At 58.7% G+C, this 15,899-nt stretch carries 17 protein-coding genes and 4 tRNA genes; 9 read left to right on the top strand and 12 right to left on the bottom strand.

The genetic code is table 11. From position 1 onward, the window contains the following. Positions 1–5 precede the first annotated feature (5 nt). The 7 genes from rluD (at position 6) to JJD74_RS08770 (ending at position 5,093) form a co-directional block, all read left to right on the top strand. Positions 6–968, top strand: coding sequence for a 23S rRNA pseudouridine(1911/1915/1917) synthase RluD (gene rluD, locus JJD74_RS08800; protein WP_042561128.1), 963 nt, complete (start codon positions 6–8; stop codon positions 966–968). Continuing rightward, the gene (pgeF, locus tag JJD74_RS08795; RefSeq protein ID WP_042561127.1) at positions 965–1,687 is read left to right on the top strand and encodes a peptidoglycan editing factor PgeF; all 723 of its coding nucleotides are present in this window, start codon (positions 965–967) and stop codon (positions 1,685–1,687) included. The genes rluD and pgeF overlap by 4 nt, the downstream gene beginning before the upstream one ends. 131 nt (positions 1,688–1,818) lie before the next feature. Beyond that, positions 1,819–4,383, top strand: a complete 2,565-nt coding sequence (clpB, locus tag JJD74_RS08790) for an ATP-dependent chaperone ClpB (RefSeq protein ID WP_042561126.1) — start codon at positions 1,819–1,821, stop codon at positions 4,381–4,383. 296 nt (positions 4,384–4,679) lie between these two features. Continuing rightward, positions 4,680–4,755: transfer RNA gene (locus JJD74_RS08785), tRNA-Asn, on the top strand. Between the two features lie 9 nt (positions 4,756–4,764). Further along, positions 4,765–4,841: transfer RNA gene (locus JJD74_RS08780), tRNA-Pro, on the top strand. A gap of 5 nt (positions 4,842–4,846) precedes the next feature. Then, positions 4,847–4,922 (top strand) — tRNA-Lys (locus JJD74_RS08775). Positions 4,923–5,016: 94 nt separating this feature from the next. Next, a tRNA-Pro gene (locus JJD74_RS08770) sits at positions 5,017–5,093 on the top strand. A gap of 136 nt (positions 5,094–5,229) precedes the next feature. Here JJD74_RS08770 and JJD74_RS08765 read toward each other — a convergent pair. From JJD74_RS08765 to JJD74_RS08730, 8 genes are all read right to left on the bottom strand, one after another. Then, complete coding sequence (locus tag JJD74_RS08765; protein ID WP_200613043.1) at positions 5,230–5,637, bottom strand: HvfA family oxazolone/thioamide-modified RiPP metallophore; 408 nt, start codon at positions 5,635–5,637, stop codon at positions 5,230–5,232. Positions 5,638–5,931: 294 nt separating this feature from the next. Further along, on the bottom strand, positions 5,932–7,230 hold the full coding sequence (locus JJD74_RS08760) for an NAD(P)/FAD-dependent oxidoreductase (protein WP_200613037.1): 1,299 nt from the start codon (positions 7,228–7,230) through the stop codon (positions 5,932–5,934). A 63-nt stretch (positions 7,231–7,293) separates the two neighbouring features. Next, positions 7,294–7,467 carry a DUF3094 family protein gene (locus JJD74_RS08755; RefSeq protein ID WP_042561123.1) on the bottom strand — a complete coding sequence of 58 codons (174 nt, stop codon included), beginning with the start codon at positions 7,465–7,467 and terminating at the stop codon, positions 7,294–7,296. A 51-nt stretch (positions 7,468–7,518) separates the two neighbouring features. Then, positions 7,519–8,046, bottom strand: coding sequence for an MOSC domain-containing protein (locus tag JJD74_RS08750; protein ID WP_042561122.1), 528 nt, complete (start codon positions 8,044–8,046; stop codon positions 7,519–7,521). Continuing rightward, the gene (locus JJD74_RS08745; RefSeq protein WP_007909887.1) at positions 8,043–8,669 is read right to left on the bottom strand and encodes a DUF1780 domain-containing protein; all 627 of its coding nucleotides are present in this window, start codon (positions 8,667–8,669) and stop codon (positions 8,043–8,045) included. The genes JJD74_RS08750 and JJD74_RS08745 overlap by 4 nt, the downstream gene beginning before the upstream one ends. Positions 8,670–8,726: 57 nt before the next feature. Continuing rightward, a complete protein-coding gene (dctM, locus tag JJD74_RS08740) occupies positions 8,727–10,010 on the bottom strand; it encodes a C4-dicarboxylate TRAP transporter large permease protein DctM (protein WP_200613034.1) in 1,284 nt (427 codons plus the stop codon). Then, positions 10,007–10,639, bottom strand: coding sequence for a TRAP transporter small permease (locus tag JJD74_RS08735; RefSeq protein ID WP_200613031.1), 633 nt, complete (start codon positions 10,637–10,639; stop codon positions 10,007–10,009). The genes dctM and JJD74_RS08735 overlap by 4 nt, the downstream gene beginning before the upstream one ends. Before the next feature lie 73 nt (positions 10,640–10,712). Beyond that, complete coding sequence (locus JJD74_RS08730) at positions 10,713–11,708, bottom strand: TRAP transporter substrate-binding protein (protein ID WP_200613028.1); 996 nt, start codon at positions 11,706–11,708, stop codon at positions 10,713–10,715. A 306-nt stretch (positions 11,709–12,014) separates the two neighbouring features. Between JJD74_RS08730 and JJD74_RS08725 the strand changes: the two genes are divergently transcribed. Both JJD74_RS08725 and JJD74_RS08720 read left to right on the top strand, forming a co-directional pair. Further along, positions 12,015–12,704: an energy-coupling factor ABC transporter permease gene (locus tag JJD74_RS08725; protein WP_042561117.1), complete on the top strand. Its 690-nt coding sequence runs from the start codon at positions 12,015–12,017 to the stop codon at positions 12,702–12,704. A 65-nt stretch (positions 12,705–12,769) separates the two neighbouring features. Next, positions 12,770–12,985 carry a hypothetical protein gene (locus tag JJD74_RS08720; protein ID WP_042561116.1) on the top strand — a complete coding sequence of 72 codons (216 nt, stop codon included), beginning with the start codon at positions 12,770–12,772 and terminating at the stop codon, positions 12,983–12,985. Positions 12,986–12,990: 5 nt separating this feature from the next. Here the strand turns inward: JJD74_RS08720 and yacG are convergent, their stop codons facing one another. From yacG to JJD74_RS08700, 4 genes are read right to left on the bottom strand one after another with little or no spacing between them, the layout of a single operon-like run. Further along, positions 12,991–13,191 carry a DNA gyrase inhibitor YacG gene (yacG, locus tag JJD74_RS08715; protein ID WP_042561115.1) on the bottom strand — a complete coding sequence of 67 codons (201 nt, stop codon included), beginning with the start codon at positions 13,189–13,191 and terminating at the stop codon, positions 12,991–12,993. Further along, positions 13,188–13,811, bottom strand: a complete 624-nt coding sequence (gene coaE, locus JJD74_RS08710; RefSeq protein ID WP_200613024.1) for a dephospho-CoA kinase — start codon at positions 13,809–13,811, stop codon at positions 13,188–13,190. The genes yacG and coaE overlap by 4 nt, the downstream gene beginning before the upstream one ends. Beyond that, positions 13,808–14,680, bottom strand: coding sequence for a prepilin peptidase (locus tag JJD74_RS08705; RefSeq protein ID WP_150595329.1), 873 nt, complete (start codon positions 14,678–14,680; stop codon positions 13,808–13,810). The genes coaE and JJD74_RS08705 overlap by 4 nt, the downstream gene beginning before the upstream one ends. A gap of 1 nt (position 14,681) precedes the next feature. Next, entirely contained in the window at positions 14,682–15,899 is a 1,218-nt protein-coding gene (locus JJD74_RS08700; protein WP_042561112.1) for a type II secretion system F family protein, read from the bottom strand.

Here is a 15,899-nt window from a genome sequence, read left to right as displayed (position 1 = left end):
AGAGCATGTCCGATAAAATTGAACTTCGCGCAGAGGTGCCGTCCGAATTGGGCGGCCAACGCCTCGATCAAGTCGCTGCCCAACTCTTCGCTGAGCACTCACGCTCGCGCCTTTCCGCCTGGATCAAAGAAGGTCGCCTGACTGTGGACGGGGCGGTCATCCGCCCGCGCGACATCGTTCACGGCGGTGCCATCCTTGAACTGACTGCCGAGCAGGAAGCTCAGGGTGAGTGGATCGCCCAGGACATCGAACTCGATATCGTCTACGAAGATGACGACATCCTGGTGATCAACAAGCCTGCGGGCCTGGTGGTGCACCCGGCTGCCGGTCACGCTGATGGCACGCTGCTCAACGCCTTGCTGCACCATGTGCCGGACATCATCAATGTCCCGCGCGCCGGTATCGTGCATCGTCTGGACAAGGACACCACCGGTCTGATGGTGGTGGCCAAGACCATTCAGGCGCAGACAAAGCTTGTTACTCAATTGCAGAGTCGCAGCGTCAGCCGGATCTACGAGTGCATCGTGATTGGCGTGGTCACCGCCGGGGGCAAGATCAACGCCCCGATCGGTCGTCACGGCCAGCAGCGCCAGCGCATGGCGGTGATGGAGGGCGGCAAGCCTGCCGTCAGCCACTATCGCGTGCTGGAGCGTTTCCGTTCCCACACTCACGTGCGGGTCAAACTGGAAACCGGTCGTACTCACCAGATTCGCGTGCACATGGCGCACATCAACTTCCCGTTGGTCGGCGATCCGGCGTACGGCGGTCGCTTCCGCATTCCGCCAGCCGCGAACGTGAACATGGTCGAAACCCTCAAGCAGTTCCCGCGTCAGGCACTGCACGCGCGTTTCCTTGAGCTGGATCATCCGACGACCGGTCAGCGCATGAGCTGGGAATCGCCGTTGCCGGAAGATTTCGTCTGGCTGCTGACCCTGCTCAAACAGGATCGCGAGGCGTTCATCGGATGAACTGGCTGACGCCGGACTGGCCTGCGCCGGCCAGCGTCAGGGCCTGTGTCACTACCCGCGAGGGAGGTGTCAGCGAGGCGCCGTTCGACAGCCTCAATCTGGGTGATCATGTTGATGATCGTCCCGAGGCTGTTGCCGAGAATCGTCGGCGACTGACCGATCACTTCTCTATAAAGCCTGCCTGGTTGCAGCAAGTTCACGGGATTGCCGTGGCACAGGCTGACCCAGGCATTGTGGCGACTGCCGATGCCAGCTGGACTGCAACGCCCGGTATCGCCTGCGCTGCGATGACGGCAGACTGTTTGCCGGCATTGTTCTGCGATCGTGCCGGCACGCGTGTCGCGGCCGCTCATGCCGGTTGGCGTGGTCTGGCGGCAGGCGTGCTTGAGGCAACTCTCGACAGCCTCGATGTTCCGGCTGCAGAGGTGCTGGTCTGGCTCGGTCCGGCCATTGGCCCCAAAGCCTTTGAAGTTGGTCCGGAAGTACGGGAAGTCTTCATCAATCAACTGCCTGAAGCAGCAGAAGCGTTCGTACCGAGCGACAATGCCGGCAAGTTCATGGCTGACATCTATCTGCTGGCGCGCCTGCGTCTGGCTGAACGGGGTGTCACGGCTGTTTATGGTGGCGGTTTCTGCACCGTGACCGATCCGCGCTTCTTTTCTTACCGCCGTGCGTCGCGCACCGGTCGTTTCGCCTCCCTTGTTTGGCTCACCCGCTAAACTCTCTGATCTGCATCAACTCACCGACGCTTGAATCTCCCAGAATCGACCGCATCTACAGTGGTATCTGGCAGGTTTCTTTATTCAGGATGGTTTCTTAGGTCCGGCCTGCTCAAAAGGAAGGTGACCCCATGCGTATAGACCGTTTAACCAGCAAATTACAGTTGGCCTTGTCCGACGCCCAGTCGTTGGCTGTAGGCCACGATCATCCGGCCATCGAGCCGGCGCACTTGATGCAGGCCATGCTTGAACAGCAGGGTGGTTCGATCAAACCTCTGCTGATGCAAGTAGGCTTTGACGTCAACAGTCTGCGAAAAGAGCTGACCAAAGAGCTCGATCAATTACCAAAAATCCAGAACCCGACTGGCGACGTGAATATGTCGCAGGATCTGGCGCGCCTGCTCAACCAGGCTGATCGTCTGGCCCAGCAGAAGGGCGATCAGTTCATTTCCAGCGAACTGGTGTTGCTCGCTGCGATGGACGAAAACAGCAAGCTCGGCAAGCTGTTGCTCGGCCAGGGCGTGAGCAAGAAAGCTCTGGAAAACGCGATCAACAACCTGCGCGGTGGCGAAGCCGTTAACGACGCCAACCACGAAGAGTCGCGTCAGGCGCTGGATAAGTACACCGTCGACCTGACCAAGCGCGCCGAAGACGGCAAGCTTGATCCGGTGATCGGCCGTGACGACGAAATCCGTCGCACCATCCAGGTTCTGCAGCGTCGCACCAAGAACAACCCGGTATTGATCGGTGAGCCTGGCGTGGGTAAAACCGCGATTGCCGAAGGTCTGGCCCAGCGCATCATCAACGGCGAAGTGCCGGATGGTCTCAAGGGCAAGCGTCTGCTGTCCCTCGATATGGGCGCACTGATTGCCGGTGCCAAGTATCGCGGTGAGTTCGAAGAGCGCCTGAAATCCCTGCTCAATGAGCTGTCGAAGCAGGAAGGGCAGATCATTCTGTTCATTGACGAACTGCACACCATGGTCGGCGCCGGTAAGGGCGAAGGCTCCATGGATGCGGGCAACATGCTCAAGCCTGCGCTGGCTCGCGGCGAGTTGCATTGCGTTGGCGCAACCACGCTTAACGAGTACCGCCAATATATAGAGAAGGATGCGGCCCTCGAACGGCGCTTCCAGAAAGTTTTGGTGGAAGAGCCAAGCGAAGAAGACACCATCGCGATCCTGCGTGGCCTCAAAGAGCGTTACGAGGTTCACCATAAAGTCGCGATCACCGACGGCGCGATCATTGCGGCGGCAAAGCTCAGCCACCGTTACATCACTGATCGGCAGTTGCCGGACAAGGCCATCGACCTGATCGACGAGGCCGCCAGCCGCATCCGCATGGAGATCGATTCCAAGCCGGAAGTGCTGGATCGTCTGGAGCGCCGTTTGATTCAGCTGAAAGTTGAATCTCAGGCACTGAAGAAAGAAAGCGATGAAGCGGCGATGAAGCGCCTGGAAAAACTTCAGGAAGAAATCGTCCGTCTTGAGCGCGAGTACTCGGACCTGGAAGAAATCTGGAACTCGGAAAAAGCCGAGGTGCAGGGTTCTGCACAGATTCAGCAGAAGATCGAACAGTCCCGTCAGGAACTGGAAGCCGCGCGCCGCAAAGGCGATCTGAACCGCATGGCGGAGTTGCAGTACGGGGTCATCCCGGATCTGGAGCGCAGCCTGCAAATGGTCGATCAGCACGGCAAGAGCGAAAACCAGTTGCTGCGCAGCAAGGTGACTGAGGAAGAAATCGCGGAAGTCGTGTCGAAGTGGACCGGCATCCCGGTGTCGAAAATGCTCGAAGGCGAGCGCGACAAGCTGATGAAGATGGAAAGCCTGTTGCACAAGCGCGTGATCGGTCAGGAAGAGGCGGTCGTGGCGGTCTCCAATGCGGTGCGTCGTTCGCGTGCCGGGTTGTCCGACCCGAATCGTCCGAGCGGCTCGTTCATGTTCCTCGGCCCGACCGGTGTTGGTAAAACCGAGCTGTGCAAGGCTCTCGCCGAGTTCCTCTTTGATACTGAAGAGGCGATGGTGCGGATCGACATGTCCGAGTTCATGGAGAAGCATTCCGTGGCACGGCTGATCGGTGCGCCACCGGGATACGTCGGTTACGAAGAGGGCGGTTATCTGACCGAAGCGGTACGGCGCAAGCCTTACTCGGTGATCCTCTTGGACGAAGTCGAGAAGGCGCATCCGGATGTGTTCAACATTCTGCTGCAAGTGCTTGAGGATGGCCGTCTGACCGACAGTCATGGCCGTACGGTCGATTTCCGTAATACCGTGATTGTCATGACCTCTAACCTCGGCTCGTCGCAGATCCAGGAGCTGGTCGGTGATCATGAGGCACAACGTGCGGCCGTCATGGACGCGCTGACTTCCCACTTCCGTCCGGAGTTCATCAACCGGGTCGACGAGGTGGTGATCTTCGAGCCTTTGGCGCGGGATCAGATCGCGGGTATCACCGAGATCCAGTTGGGCCGCCTGCGCAGCCGTCTGGCCGAGCGCGAGCTGAAGCTGGAACTGAGTCCGGAGGCGATGGACAAGCTGATTGCCGTCGGCTACGACCCGGTCTATGGCGCACGTCCTTTGAAGCGGGCGATCCAGCGCTGGATCGAAAACCCGTTGGCGCAACTGATCCTGTCGGGGCATTTCCTGCCTGGCGCGACAGCAACAGGTGCAGTGGAGAACGACGAAATCGTTTTCAACTGATCCGCAGCGTCAATAAAATAAGGAAGGCCTCGCATTGCGAGGCCTTTTTTTCGCCAGGCTGTTGAACTGAAAGGAAAAGGCTTGTAAAGTGCGCCCCGCAGTCAGTCACCCACAAGGGTTTCAGCTCACTGAGCGGAAATCTGAAATAAGTTGCAAATCATTAACTTGAAAGCGATTTAGGGGGTTGACAGAGGTGTTCTAGGTTGTAGAATAGCGCGCCTCAGACACACGAACGCAGCGATGCGAACAGAGTCTGAAAGCTGCAAGTTTCACCGTTGTAAATTGAAATATGTAATTCCGTGATAGCTCAGTCGGTAGAGCAAATGACTGTTAATCATTGGGTCCCAGGTTCGAGTCCTGGTCACGGAGCCAATTTCAAACCGGGGTATAGCGCAGTCCGGTAGCGCGCCTGCTTTGGGAGCAGGATGTCAGGAGTTCGAATCCCCTTACCCCGACCATTTTTGGGTCGTTAGCTCAGTTGGTAGAGCAGTTGGCTTTTAACCAATTGGTCGTAGGTTCGAATCCCACACGACCCACCATTTTTGAAACCAGTTAACGCTGGGATCGAATCTTAAGATCAGAGGCCAAAAGCGCTGATCGAAGAAGGCGATCGAAAGGTCGCCTTTTTTTTACCGGGGTATAGCGCAGTCCGGTAGCGCGCCTGCTTTGGGAGCAGGATGTCAGGAGTTCGAATCCCCTTACCCCGACCATATTAAAAATCCTCGTATCGAAAGATACGGGGATTTTTTTTGTCCGGCATTTATAAGCCCAACAGCAACAGTGTTTGTTTGGGGCGTAAAAAAGCCGCGTTTTCCAAAGGAAGACGCGGCTTTGTCTTCGGCCGACTCAGGCGCCGTCTTGATCTTTCAGGTGTTCGAACAGACCTTTGGGCATTTTCTTGCCGTTGGCTTCGAAGTTGGCTTTCACGTTGTCATACGCCTCTTGCTCATCGATGAAGCCGTCATGGTTGGTGTCGATCTTGTCGAAGTCGGATTTCGGCGCGACTTTGATGAACTCGGCGCGCGAGACTTTGCCGTCGCCATCGCTGTCAGTCTTGGCCATCGAGGCGTCGCCGCATTTGCCCTCACCGCATTTGCCTTCCGGGGTTTTTACCGAGGTTTCTGCTGAAGCGACCATGTAGCCCTGAGCCAGTGGCTGCGCGGCGAATACCGAGCCGGACAGCATCAGACCTCCCGCCAGTGCAGCGCCGAGCAGGCCAATGGATTTTTTGCCGAGAGTCGAGTGATGGGACATTGCATTCTCCTACGGTTGCACAGCGCAACCACACGTTAAGGGCGATCAGCCGGAGCAGGTTTGCTCAGGTGGGGCCATTAGGCGGTGGCGGTGTATCGCGTCTGTGTCGTGGAGCGGGGCGTTTGTAAGCGAAGGTGGGTAGAGCGGGGCGGGATACAGTCAGACACATCTCTGCAGATCACCCTCAAACCCTGTAGGAGCATTCGAGTGAAACGAGGCTGCGATCTTTTGATCTTGATCTTTAAAAACCAGGTCAAAAGATCGCAGCGTGCCGCATCTCCTACAGGTATTGCATCAGTGCAGCTTCAGACGCGGCTCAGTCCCGCGACCGATCTTGCTGCCCAGCATCAGCATTGCCGTGCGGAAAGGCCCGTACAGCGCCATCTGGTGCATGCGATACAGCGACACGTAAAACATCCGCGCCAGCCAGCCTTCGAGCATCACGCTGCCGGTCAGGTTGCCCATCAGGTTACCCACAGCCGAGAAGCGCGACAGCGAAATCAGCGAGCCGTAGTCGGTGTATTTGTACTCCGGCAGGGTCTTGCCTTCGATGCGCAGTTTCAGCGACTTGGCCAGCAGTGACGCCTGTTGGTGCGCGGCTTGCGCACGCGGCGGCACGTTGCGGTCGGAGCCCGGTTGCGGGCATGCGGCGCAATCGCCGAACGCGAAGATGTTTTCGTCGCGGGTGGTTTGCAGGGTTGGTAGCACTTGCAGTTGATTGATGCGGTTGGTTTCCAGGCCATCGAGATCCTTGAGGAAACCCGGTGCGCGAATGCCCGCTGCCCAGACCTTCAGGCTGGCCTTGATCTCGTTGCCATCGGCGGTAATCAGGCTGTCGGCCGTCACTTCGCTGACCGACGCGTTGGTCATCACGTTGACCCCGAGTTTCTCCAGCGTCTTGTGCACCGGCCCGCTGATGCGCTCCGGCAGGGCAGGCAGCACCCGTGGCCCGGCTTCGATGAGGGTGATGTGCATGTTTTCCGGTTTGATGCGGTCGAGGCCGTACGCCGCCAGTTCATGCGCCGCGTTGTGCAGTTCTGCCGCCAGCTCGACGCCGGTAGCACCGGCGCCGACGATGGCCACGCTGATCTGCTGGATCACATCGGTTTGCCCGGCATGGGCACGCAGATAGTGGTTGAGCAGTTGCTGGTGGAAACGCTCGGCCTGTTTGCGGGTGTCGAGGAACAGACAGTGCTGCGCCGCGCCCTGCGTGCCGAAATCGTTGGTGGTACTGCCGACTGCGATCACCAGCGAGTCATACCCCACTTCGCGGGCGGGCACCAGTTCGACGCCGTTTTCGTCGTAGGTGGCGGCCAGCTGGATTTTCTTCGCGGCACGATCAAGCCCGCTCATGCGCCCCAGCTGGAACTCGAAGTGGTTCCATTTTGCCTGGGCAACATAGTTGAGTTCGTCTTCGGAGGAGTTCAGCGATCCAGCCGCCACTTCGTGCAACAGCGGTTTCCAGATGTGCGTCAGGTTCGCGTCGACCAGCATCACACTGGCCGTGCCGCGCTTGCCCAGAGTCTTACCCAGGCGGGTAGCCAACTCCAGACCGCCGGCGCCGCCGCCGACAATAACAATACGATGGGACATAGGGATAACTCGCAAGGTTTTTAAAAGAAATCGGTGCGATTACCCGAGCGAGCGCGATGCAGCTCATAGCGTCAGGTAACTGATAAATCGGCTCAACAGGCCCAGACCAATGGTCACTGCCAGCACCAGCACCAGGAGCATCCACGGCCGGAAAGGCCGGCGCTCGACGCGGTGTTGGGAAAGTTGCAGGTACTCTTCGACATGCTTTTGGTCTTCGGGTTTCAGGCGGCTGGTCATAAAGGCCTCGTCAGGTAGACGTTGCTGAATGTGCAGAAGCTACAGCGGTTTTCAACCGGGGTTGAACGCAGCATAGCCGCTGTCCGGAACCGGTTCGACACAGAGGCTATCGTCGAGGCGAATGATGCCGCTTTGTAACACCCGCGCGGTGATTCCGCCATGCCCGCGCACCGCTTGAAAGGTGCCGGGGCCGAGGTTGTTCTGCAGGCGTGCGCAGGGCTGGCACCAGCCGGTGGTTTCGAAAATCGCCTGACCGATACGAAAGCGCCTGCCCTTGAGGCTGAACAGGTTGATCCCACTTATAACGAGATTGCGCCGCAGATCTTCAGGTTTTACTGGTTGATCGTGCGGGCGTCCCATCAATGCGCTGATCACGGCCAGATGTTCCCACTGAATCAGCGTCACTTGCCGTGCGTTGCGCACGCCGGGGCGGGCGTGGTCACCGGTCAGTCCGGCTTCAAGGCGTGCTTCAACGGCATCGAGTTCGATCATCGGTCCACGGGATTCGGGGCGCACGCCGATCCAGCGCACGGTGCCGGTTTGCGGGACATCGGCGATCAATTGCTGAAGTGGTGTCACAGGCTGATCCCTACATCGAAGACGATGCTGCGCCCCAGGTTACTGCGCAGAAAGTCCGGTGCATCGGGGTGCGCAAACAGCACGCGGGCGAACGTCGGACCCACGAGGGACAGCGAACGCCAGCCCTGACGCAAATATTCGGTCGGCGGCGGAAAGTGGCTGTTGAGGTCCAGCACTTCGCGCTTGAGGCTGGCGAACGCGATGATGTCCAGCTCGCCCAGATCCATGCCGCGCTCCTTGTAGTTGTGGGCTTTTTTACGCAGCGTCGGCGCGAGGCGCAAGAGGAATTCATTGGCCGGAATCCGCTTCGGCTTGGCTTCGCGGCGCACCAGTTGACTGAGGGAAAACGCGCTGCGCCGACGTTGCAGTTCATCACGCCATTCGTCGTTAAGCCTGCGCCCCTCGTCGAGGACGAAGAATACTTCGAAGTTGGCGTCACGAAACAGCACGTCCGGCGGCTCGCCGGCAGGCGCGAACTCGTCGGCGCGATAAGGAATGTTCAGGCCTTGCAGCAGGCGCTGGCAGACCCAACGCTCACGCTCCCATTTGCGGGCATTGGACAGGAATGCGTTGGCCTGCTCGGCCGCGATGGTCAGCAGGCGTAAGTAATCTGAGTCATCCATAGGCCAAGCTTAGCGTTCAAGTGTGATCGAAGTAGTGGCCAGGAAAACTCTTCCCGGTTACGTCATCCCCAGCCAGTTTGGCAAGGCCAGCGAAATCCACGGTACATAGGTTATCAATATCAGGAACAGTAACAGGATAACCAGCCAAGGCATCGCCGCACGGATGGTGGCACCCAGCGACATGCCTGTCACCGCCGACGTGACGAACAGGTTCAGCCCCACGGGCGGGGTAATCAGTCCGATCTCCAGGTTCACCACCATGATGATGCCCAGGTGGATCGGGTCGATCCCCAACTGCGCGGCAATAGGAAACAGGATCGGCGCCAGGATCAGGATGATTGCCGAAGGCTCCATGAACGCCCCCGCCACCAGTAACACGATGTTCACCACCAGCAGGAAAGTCACCGGCGTCAGCCCCGCGCCGATGACCCAGGCGGTGATCTGTTGCGGAATTTGCTCGGTGGTCAGCACATGAGCGAACAGCATGGCATTGGCGATGATGAACATCAGCATGATGCTCAGCTTGGCGGATTCCAGCAGCACTTTCGGGGTCTCACGGAACGTCATGTCCTTGTAGACGAACAGTGCAATGAATGCCGAGTAGACCGCCGCGACTGCCGCCGCCTCGGTGGGGGTGAACATTCCTGAATAAATGCCGCCCAGGATGATGACCATGAGCAACAGGCCCCAGATGGCTTTGCGTGCTGCCGTAAACCATTCACGAACGGTGGCACGAGGCATGGCAGGCAGGTTTTTCCTGACAGCGACGATATAGATGGCCACCATCAGCACGGTACCCAGCAGCAAACCCGGTACGACACCGGCCATGAACAGCTTGCCGACCGAGGTCTCCGTCGCAGCGGCATACACCACCATGACGATGGAGGGTGGAATGAGAATGCCCAGCGTACCGGCATTGCACACGATGCCGGCACCGAACGCCTGTGGATAACCGGAGCGGACCATGCCCGCAATTGCGATGGAGCCCACGGCCGCGACCGTTGCAGGGCTTGAGCCGGACAGCGCGGCGAACAACATGCACGCGAGGACGGCTGCGATGGCCAGACCGCCGCGAATATGACCGACACACGCATTGGCAAAGTCGATCAGGCGTCGCGCCACGCCGCCAGTGGTCATGAACGCGCCGGCCAGCAAAAAGAACGGGATCGCCAGTAACGTGTAGTGCTCGGATGTCTCGAATAACTTGATGGCCAGTGAGCGCACGGAGTCGGGGCTGAACAGAATGATCGTCATCGAACCGGCCAAACCCAGGGAAATGGCGATCGGTACGCCGATGAACATCAGCACGAACAGGGCGACGAAGAGGAACAGAATGGTCATTTCTTGTCATCCTTATGTTCGGTCAGTTTCATCGCTTCTGCGGCTTCATCGGCCAGGCCCAGACCGGTTTGACGGTGTTGCACGATGCGCACGAGGATTTCGGCAAAGCGAATGAACACCAGAGCGAAACCGACAGGCACGATCAGCCCGATGTGCCACTGCATAATGCCGTAGTGACCGAGATCCTCGGCGCCGATACCGGCGATGAACAACGTCTGAATCCATTCGAAACTGCTGACACTGAGCAGCCCCGCATAGGCAAGACAGCACAGGCAGGCAATGATGGCGATGATGCGCTGAGCCGGTTTGCTGGCCAGCTTCACCAAGGCATCCACGCCGATATGCCCGGCAGTGCGCACGCCATAGGACAAGCCAAAAAAGATCAGCCAGGCAAACAGGGCTTTGGTCAACGCGATGCTCCACGTCATGGCCTGGGCCATCCCCATGATGCTGTCGCCAATCGCGAATAACGGTTCACTTGCGCCTTGCCATTGCTCGGCGAAGCTGTAGAAAACGCTATAGAGGTTGTTCAGGATGACGTAAACGAACGTCACCAGCGTCATTGCCGCCAACAGGAAAACAATGAAGCCTTCCTCGAAGTGGTCCCAGATGCGCCGCAAGGCATTCATGAGTAACTGCTCCCGATCGAGTGAGCACAATGAAACAGGTGCCGCCCTTTTGAGGCGGCACATGCGGGCAGATTTACTGAGCCTGGTTTGAGGCGTCGGCGGCCTTGATCAGGTCGGCGCCGATAGCACCTTCGAACTTCGCCCAGACCGGCTTCATTTTTTCACGCCACTCGCCACGTTGTTCCGGAGTCAGCAGGATGATTTCAGTGGTTTTGGCGTCGACGATATGCTGTTTGGCGTCCTGGTTGAGCTTCTCGGCGTCTTTGTTCACCTGGGCAGTAACCTCGACGATTATTTTGTCCAGTTCGGTTCTCACATCCGGCGGCAGGCCATTCCAGAACTTGGTGTTGGTGATCAGCATGTAGTCGAGCAAGCCATGGTCGGATTCGGTGATGAACTTCTGCACTTCGTGCATTTTCTGACTGAAAATGTTCGAGTAAGGGTTTTCCGCGCCATTCACGACACCGGTCTGCAAGCTCTGATACACCTCGGCGAAGCTCAACTTGCGCGGGTTGGCTTTCACTGCTTTGAATTGTTCATCCAGTACGGCCGACGCCTGTACACGGAATTTCAGACCCCGGGCATCGCCCGGTACAACCAGCTTCTTGTTGGCGGACAGCTGCTTCATGCCGTTGTGCCAATAAGCCAGGCCTGTGATGTTCTTGCTTTCCATCGACTTGAGCAGTTCCTGGCCTTGAGGGCTGCGCTGGAAACGGTCGACGGCCGAGATGTCGTTGAACAGGAACGGCAAGTCGAATAGCTGCAATTTCGGTGTGTATTGTTCGAACTTTGCCAGCGACGGAGCAATGAGTTGCACATCGCCCAACAGCAGCGCCTCCATTTCCTTGCCGTCGCCGAACAATGAAGAGTTCGGGTAGACCTCAACCTTGACCTTGTCCTTCAGGCGTTCTTCGACGAGTTTCTGGAATAACAGGGCGCCTTGACCCTTGGGCGTTTGCTCGGCGACGACATGGGAAAACTTGATAACGATTGGATCGGCCGCCAGCGCCAGGCCCGATACGCCCAGCGCAAGTGCGCAGACGACTGCGTTGCGCAATGATTTAAGCATTGAGATGTTCCTCTTGTTTTAGTTCTCGTGCGGTTCATGGCTGAAAAGCGTTTGCACGGTGGACAAGAGGAGTCTAGGCAATAAATCGCAATTGGTTGTCCAGACTGGTATTTCAAGAAAACCGGTGTGAACAGCACCAGGACGGTGAGTATCTCCAGCCGCCACGCGCAGTAGCGTGACACGGCGAGTCGCAAACGGCGGTATAGACTGAGAACTGTCTCGACGGGAGAACCGCGTGAAAAATATAACAGTGTTGCTGCTCGATCTTTGGCTGGCGCGGCCCCAGGCGTCAGCGAAGGATCACCTATGATCGGCGCCGAACTGCTGTCATCCACAAGCCTGACGCTCGGATGGCTGATCTATCTGCCGGTGCTGTTCTGGGCGATTGTTCGTGCTCCTTGGGTCGAATTGTTCAGTGATAGCCGTCGCCAGCATCTGTTGTTCGGCACGGTGTTCGCGCTGTTTCTGTTGTGGCTGGTGCGCCGCGATTTCGATACCGGGGTGGCTTATCACTTCATCGGCATGACGGCGGTGACATTGCTGCTCGACTGGCCGCTGGCGATTCTCGGCGGGCTGGTGGCGCAAGTTGGTCTGGTGCTGCTCGGGCGCCAGGATCTCGCGGCACTGGGGGTCAACGGTGCACTGTTTATTCTGCTGCCGGTGCTGGTTACCGAGTGCGTGGCGATCCTCGTCGAGCGCGCCCAGCCTCGCAATCCCTTTGTGTACATCTTCTGCTCCGGGTTTCTCGCCGCCGCGCTGTCGGCGCTGTTGTGTCTGCTGCTGAGCCTGACATTGCTCTGGTACGACGGCCTGTTTGCCATGCCCGAATGGCTGGAAGACTTTATCGGCTACCTGTGGCTGATCATATTCCCCGAGGCGTTCATCAACGGCATGGTGGTCAGCGCACTGGTGGTGTTCAGCCCGGAATGGCTGGAGACGTTCAATCGCACGCGCTACCTTTCGGCACCCTGGAAGGACGACGATCCCAAGTCTTGATCCACATCAAACCCGCCACGCGCGCGGCATTTCATGCTCGGCCAAATTCCTTCAGGAGCGGCAGCATGAGTGTTTACGAGTGGGCGCGGCAGGAAACCCGCAAGAGTCTGGAGATGGCGCAAGAGGTGGGGTTCGATCCGGGGTTGAGCCTGCGCGCCTTGCTCAGTGCGGTGGTGCAACAGAGCAAGACCGTGCGCAACGCCGAAGACCTGGCCGACGAGTTGCGCTTTCTGGCGGAAAACCTCGACGACGATCAGGACTACGGCTTCATGCGGCCCTGAAGGGATCAGTGGCGCGGATCGAAATCGCCGGAAAACAGTTCATCCTCGGCGTCCGGTGCGACCGGGATCTTGTGCTCTTCCGAGGCCCAGGCGCCCAAGTCGATCAGTTTGCAGCGATCGGAGCAGAACGGCCGGAATTTGTTATCCGGAGTGAATTCCACGGGGGCGCCACACGTTGGGCATTCTACGGTCGGGATCTGGCTCATGATTGGCCTCCACTTAAAGTCAGGTAAAAGTCATGCAGGCGCTCGACCTCGCTGTGCAGCCAGGCGAGGTCGCGGTCGTTGACCACCACGTCGTCGGCACGGCTCACGCGGTCTTCACGGCTCGACTGGGCCTTGAGGATCGCCTGAACCTGCTGTTCGCTGGTCTGGTCACGCTGCAAGGTGCGTTCGATCTGCAGTTGTTGCGGAGCGTCGATCACCAGGATTCGCTGAGTCATTGCGTATTGCCCGGATTCGATCAGCAGTGGCGAAACAAGAATCGCATAGGGCGATTTTGCCAGCGCCAGATGATGGGCGATTTCCTCGGCGATCAACGGATGCAGCAGGGCTTCGAGCCAGCGGCGCTGCTCCGGGACTTCGAAGATCAGCTTGCGCAGGGCGGCGCGATCCAGCGTGCCGTCAGCCAGTAACACGCCGGCGCCGAAGTGCTCGGCAATCCTGGCCAGCGCCGGGCGACCCGGTTCGACCACCCAGCGTGCTGCGTGATCAGCGTCGACCACATGGACGCCAAGGTCGATGAAGTGCTGGGCCGCGGCGCTTTTGCCGCTGCCGATGCCGCCGGTCAGGCCGAGAATCCAGGGTTTTTCCACAGGGGTATTCATTTCAAACCGACAAACTGCCAATAGAAGTCGGTTATTTGACCACCCCAGAGCAAGGCAATCCAGCCGGCAATTGCCAGATAGGGGCCGAAGGGGATCGGCGTCGAGGTTTTCTGCTCGCGCACACGCAGCAAAATCACCCCGAGAATCGCTCCCACCAGCGAAGACAGCAGGATCGTCAGCGGCAGAATCTGCCAGCCACCCCAGGCGCCGAGCAGCGCCAGCAGCTTGAAATCACCGTGACCGATGCCGTCCTTGCCGGTCAGCAGTTTGAACAGCCAGAAAACCGACCACAGCGCCATATAACCGGCCACCGCGCCCCACATTGCATCGTGCAGCGGCACGAACAGCCCGAAACTGTTGACGATCAGCCCCAGCCACAACAACGGCAGCACCAGCACATCGGGCAGCAATTGATGCTCGGTGTCGATCAGACTCATCGCCAGCAAGCCCCAGGTGAGGAAGATCAACAGACAGGCCGGCCAGCCAAAACCCACCTGCCAGGCGATAAACGCCGAAAGCAGTCCACAACTCAGTTCGGTCAGCGGATAGCGTTTGCTGATCGGCGCTGCACACGCGGAGCAGCGTCCGCGCAGGCACAGATAACTGAGCAGCGGGATGTTTTCCCACGCACGAATTCGATGTGCGCAGTGCGGGCACTCGGAGTGCGGCAGCATCAGGTTGTAGGTCGGCAGCGGCGTTTCGCCGGGCAGACCGAGCACGTCCTGCGCCTGCTGGCGCCAATCGCGCTCGAGCATTTTCGGCAGGCGCCAGACCAGCACATTGAGAAAGCTGCCGACGATAAGACCGAGCAGCAACGCCGTGCAGACGAAGGCCAGTGGGTAAACGGCAAAGAGTTCGTCGATAGGCATGTCAGATCGCTGAGCCGAGTTGGAAGATCGGCAGATACATCGCCACCACCAGACCGCCGACAATCACCCCCAGGACGACCATGATGAACGGCTCCATGAGGCTGGTGAGGTTGTCGACCATATTATCCACTTCGTCCTCGTAAAACCCGGCGACCTTGTCGAGCATCTCGTCCAGCGCGCCGGACTCTTCGCCGATGGCGGTCATCTGCACCGCCATGTTGGGAAAAACCCCGGTGGTGCGCATGGAAAAATTCAGCTGCATACCCGTGGAAACATCCTGGCGGATGCGCAATACCGCGCGCTTGAAAACCACGTTGCCCGTGGCGCCGGCCACCGAGTCGAGCGCTTCCACCAACGGCACGCCGGCAGCAAATGTGGTCGACAGGGTCCGGGCGAAGCGTGCAACGGCTGATTTGTACATCAGCGTGCCCACCAACGGCAGCTTCAATAGCCAGGTGTCTTTGCGATCGCGCATGGCCTGGGATGTTTTCAGCGCACGGCGGGTGCCGAAAAAAGCGGCCACCAGCGCAACGAGTATCGCCCACCACCATTGCTGCATGAATTCCGAGAGGCTGATGACCAGCAGGGTGAAGGCCGGCAACTCGGCGCCAAAACCGGAAAAAACCGACTCGAACTGCGGCACCACTTTCACCAGCAGAATCCCGGTCACCACGGCTGCAACCAGCACCACGGCGGTGGGGTAAGTCATGGCTTTCTTGATTTTGGCCTTGAGGGCTTCGCTTTTTTCCTTGTAGGTCGCGACCCGTTCCAGCAACGTGTCGAGGGCGCCGGACTGTTCGCCGGCATCCACGAGGTTGCAATACAACTCATCGAAATACTGCGGCTTCTTGCGCAGGGCGTTGGCGAAACTGTTACCGGCGGCGATCTCCTGTTTCACCTCGTCGACCAGTTTGCGCATGGCCGGGTTTTCGAAGCCCTCACCGATGATGTCGAACGACTGCAGCAGCGGCACGCCAGCCTTCATCATGGTCGCCATCTGCCGCGTGAACAGGGCGATGTCCCGGGGCTTGATGCGTTTGCCGAAGCTAAAAAGCGAGGCAGTTTTTTTACGCACCTTGCCCGGATTGATCCCTTGCTTGCGCAGTTGAGCCTTGATCAGTGCCGGGTTCTGCCCGCTTAATTCACCGCTGAGTTTGCTGCCTTTCCTGTCCGTGCCTTCCCAGGCGTAGACGCTGATTTTCGCTGCCTTGACCGCCAT

Source organism: Pseudomonas sp. MF6776 (assembly GCF_016613125.1).
GTDB classification, from domain to species: domain Bacteria; phylum Pseudomonadota; class Gammaproteobacteria; order Pseudomonadales; family Pseudomonadaceae; genus Aquipseudomonas; species Aquipseudomonas iridis.
Note: the sequence above shows the minus strand (reverse complement) of the source record. Positions and strands in the feature narration are given on the sequence as shown.

Bases quoted from the DNA above. Each gene is read 5' to 3' on its own strand.
- JJD74_RS08765 (WP_200613043.1), bottom strand. From the start codon at position 5,637: ATGTCCCATCACTCGACTCTCGGCAAAAAATCCATTGGCCTGCTCGGC.
- pgeF (WP_042561127.1), top strand. From the start codon at position 965: ATGAACTGGCTGACGCCGGACTGGCCTGCGCCGGCCAGCGTCAGGGCC.
- dctM (WP_200613034.1), bottom strand. From the start codon at position 10,010: ATGACCATTCTGTTCCTCTTCGTCGCCCTGTTCGTGCTGATGTTCATC.
- clpB (WP_042561126.1), top strand. From the start codon at position 1,819: ATGCGTATAGACCGTTTAACCAGCAAATTACAGTTGGCCTTGTCCGAC.
- JJD74_RS08735 (WP_200613031.1), bottom strand. From the start codon at position 10,639: ATGAATGCCTTGCGGCGCATCTGGGACCACTTCGAGGAAGGCTTCATT.
- JJD74_RS08760 (WP_200613037.1), bottom strand. From the start codon at position 7,230: ATGTCCCATCGTATTGTTATTGTCGGCGGCGGCGCCGGCGGTCTGGAG.
- JJD74_RS08725 (WP_042561117.1), top strand. From the start codon at position 12,015: ATGATCGGCGCCGAACTGCTGTCATCCACAAGCCTGACGCTCGGATGG.
- JJD74_RS08700 (WP_042561112.1), bottom strand. From the start codon at position 15,899: ATGGCGGTCAAGGCAGCGAAAATCAGCGTCTACGCCTGGGAAGGCACG.
- JJD74_RS08745 (WP_007909887.1), bottom strand. From the start codon at position 8,669: ATGGATGACTCAGATTACTTACGCCTGCTGACCATCGCGGCCGAGCAG.
- JJD74_RS08755 (WP_042561123.1), bottom strand. From the start codon at position 7,467: ATGACCAGCCGCCTGAAACCCGAAGACCAAAAGCATGTCGAAGAGTAC.
- JJD74_RS08720 (WP_042561116.1), top strand. From the start codon at position 12,770: ATGAGTGTTTACGAGTGGGCGCGGCAGGAAACCCGCAAGAGTCTGGAG.
- rluD (WP_042561128.1), top strand. From the start codon at position 6: ATGTCCGATAAAATTGAACTTCGCGCAGAGGTGCCGTCCGAATTGGGC.
- JJD74_RS08705 (WP_150595329.1), bottom strand. From the start codon at position 14,680: ATGCCTATCGACGAACTCTTTGCCGTTTACCCACTGGCCTTCGTCTGC.
- yacG (WP_042561115.1), bottom strand. From the start codon at position 13,191: ATGAGCCAGATCCCGACCGTAGAATGCCCAACGTGTGGCGCCCCCGTG.
- coaE (WP_200613024.1), bottom strand. From the start codon at position 13,811: ATGAATACCCCTGTGGAAAAACCCTGGATTCTCGGCCTGACCGGCGGC.
- JJD74_RS08730 (WP_200613028.1), bottom strand. From the start codon at position 11,708: ATGCTTAAATCATTGCGCAACGCAGTCGTCTGCGCACTTGCGCTGGGC.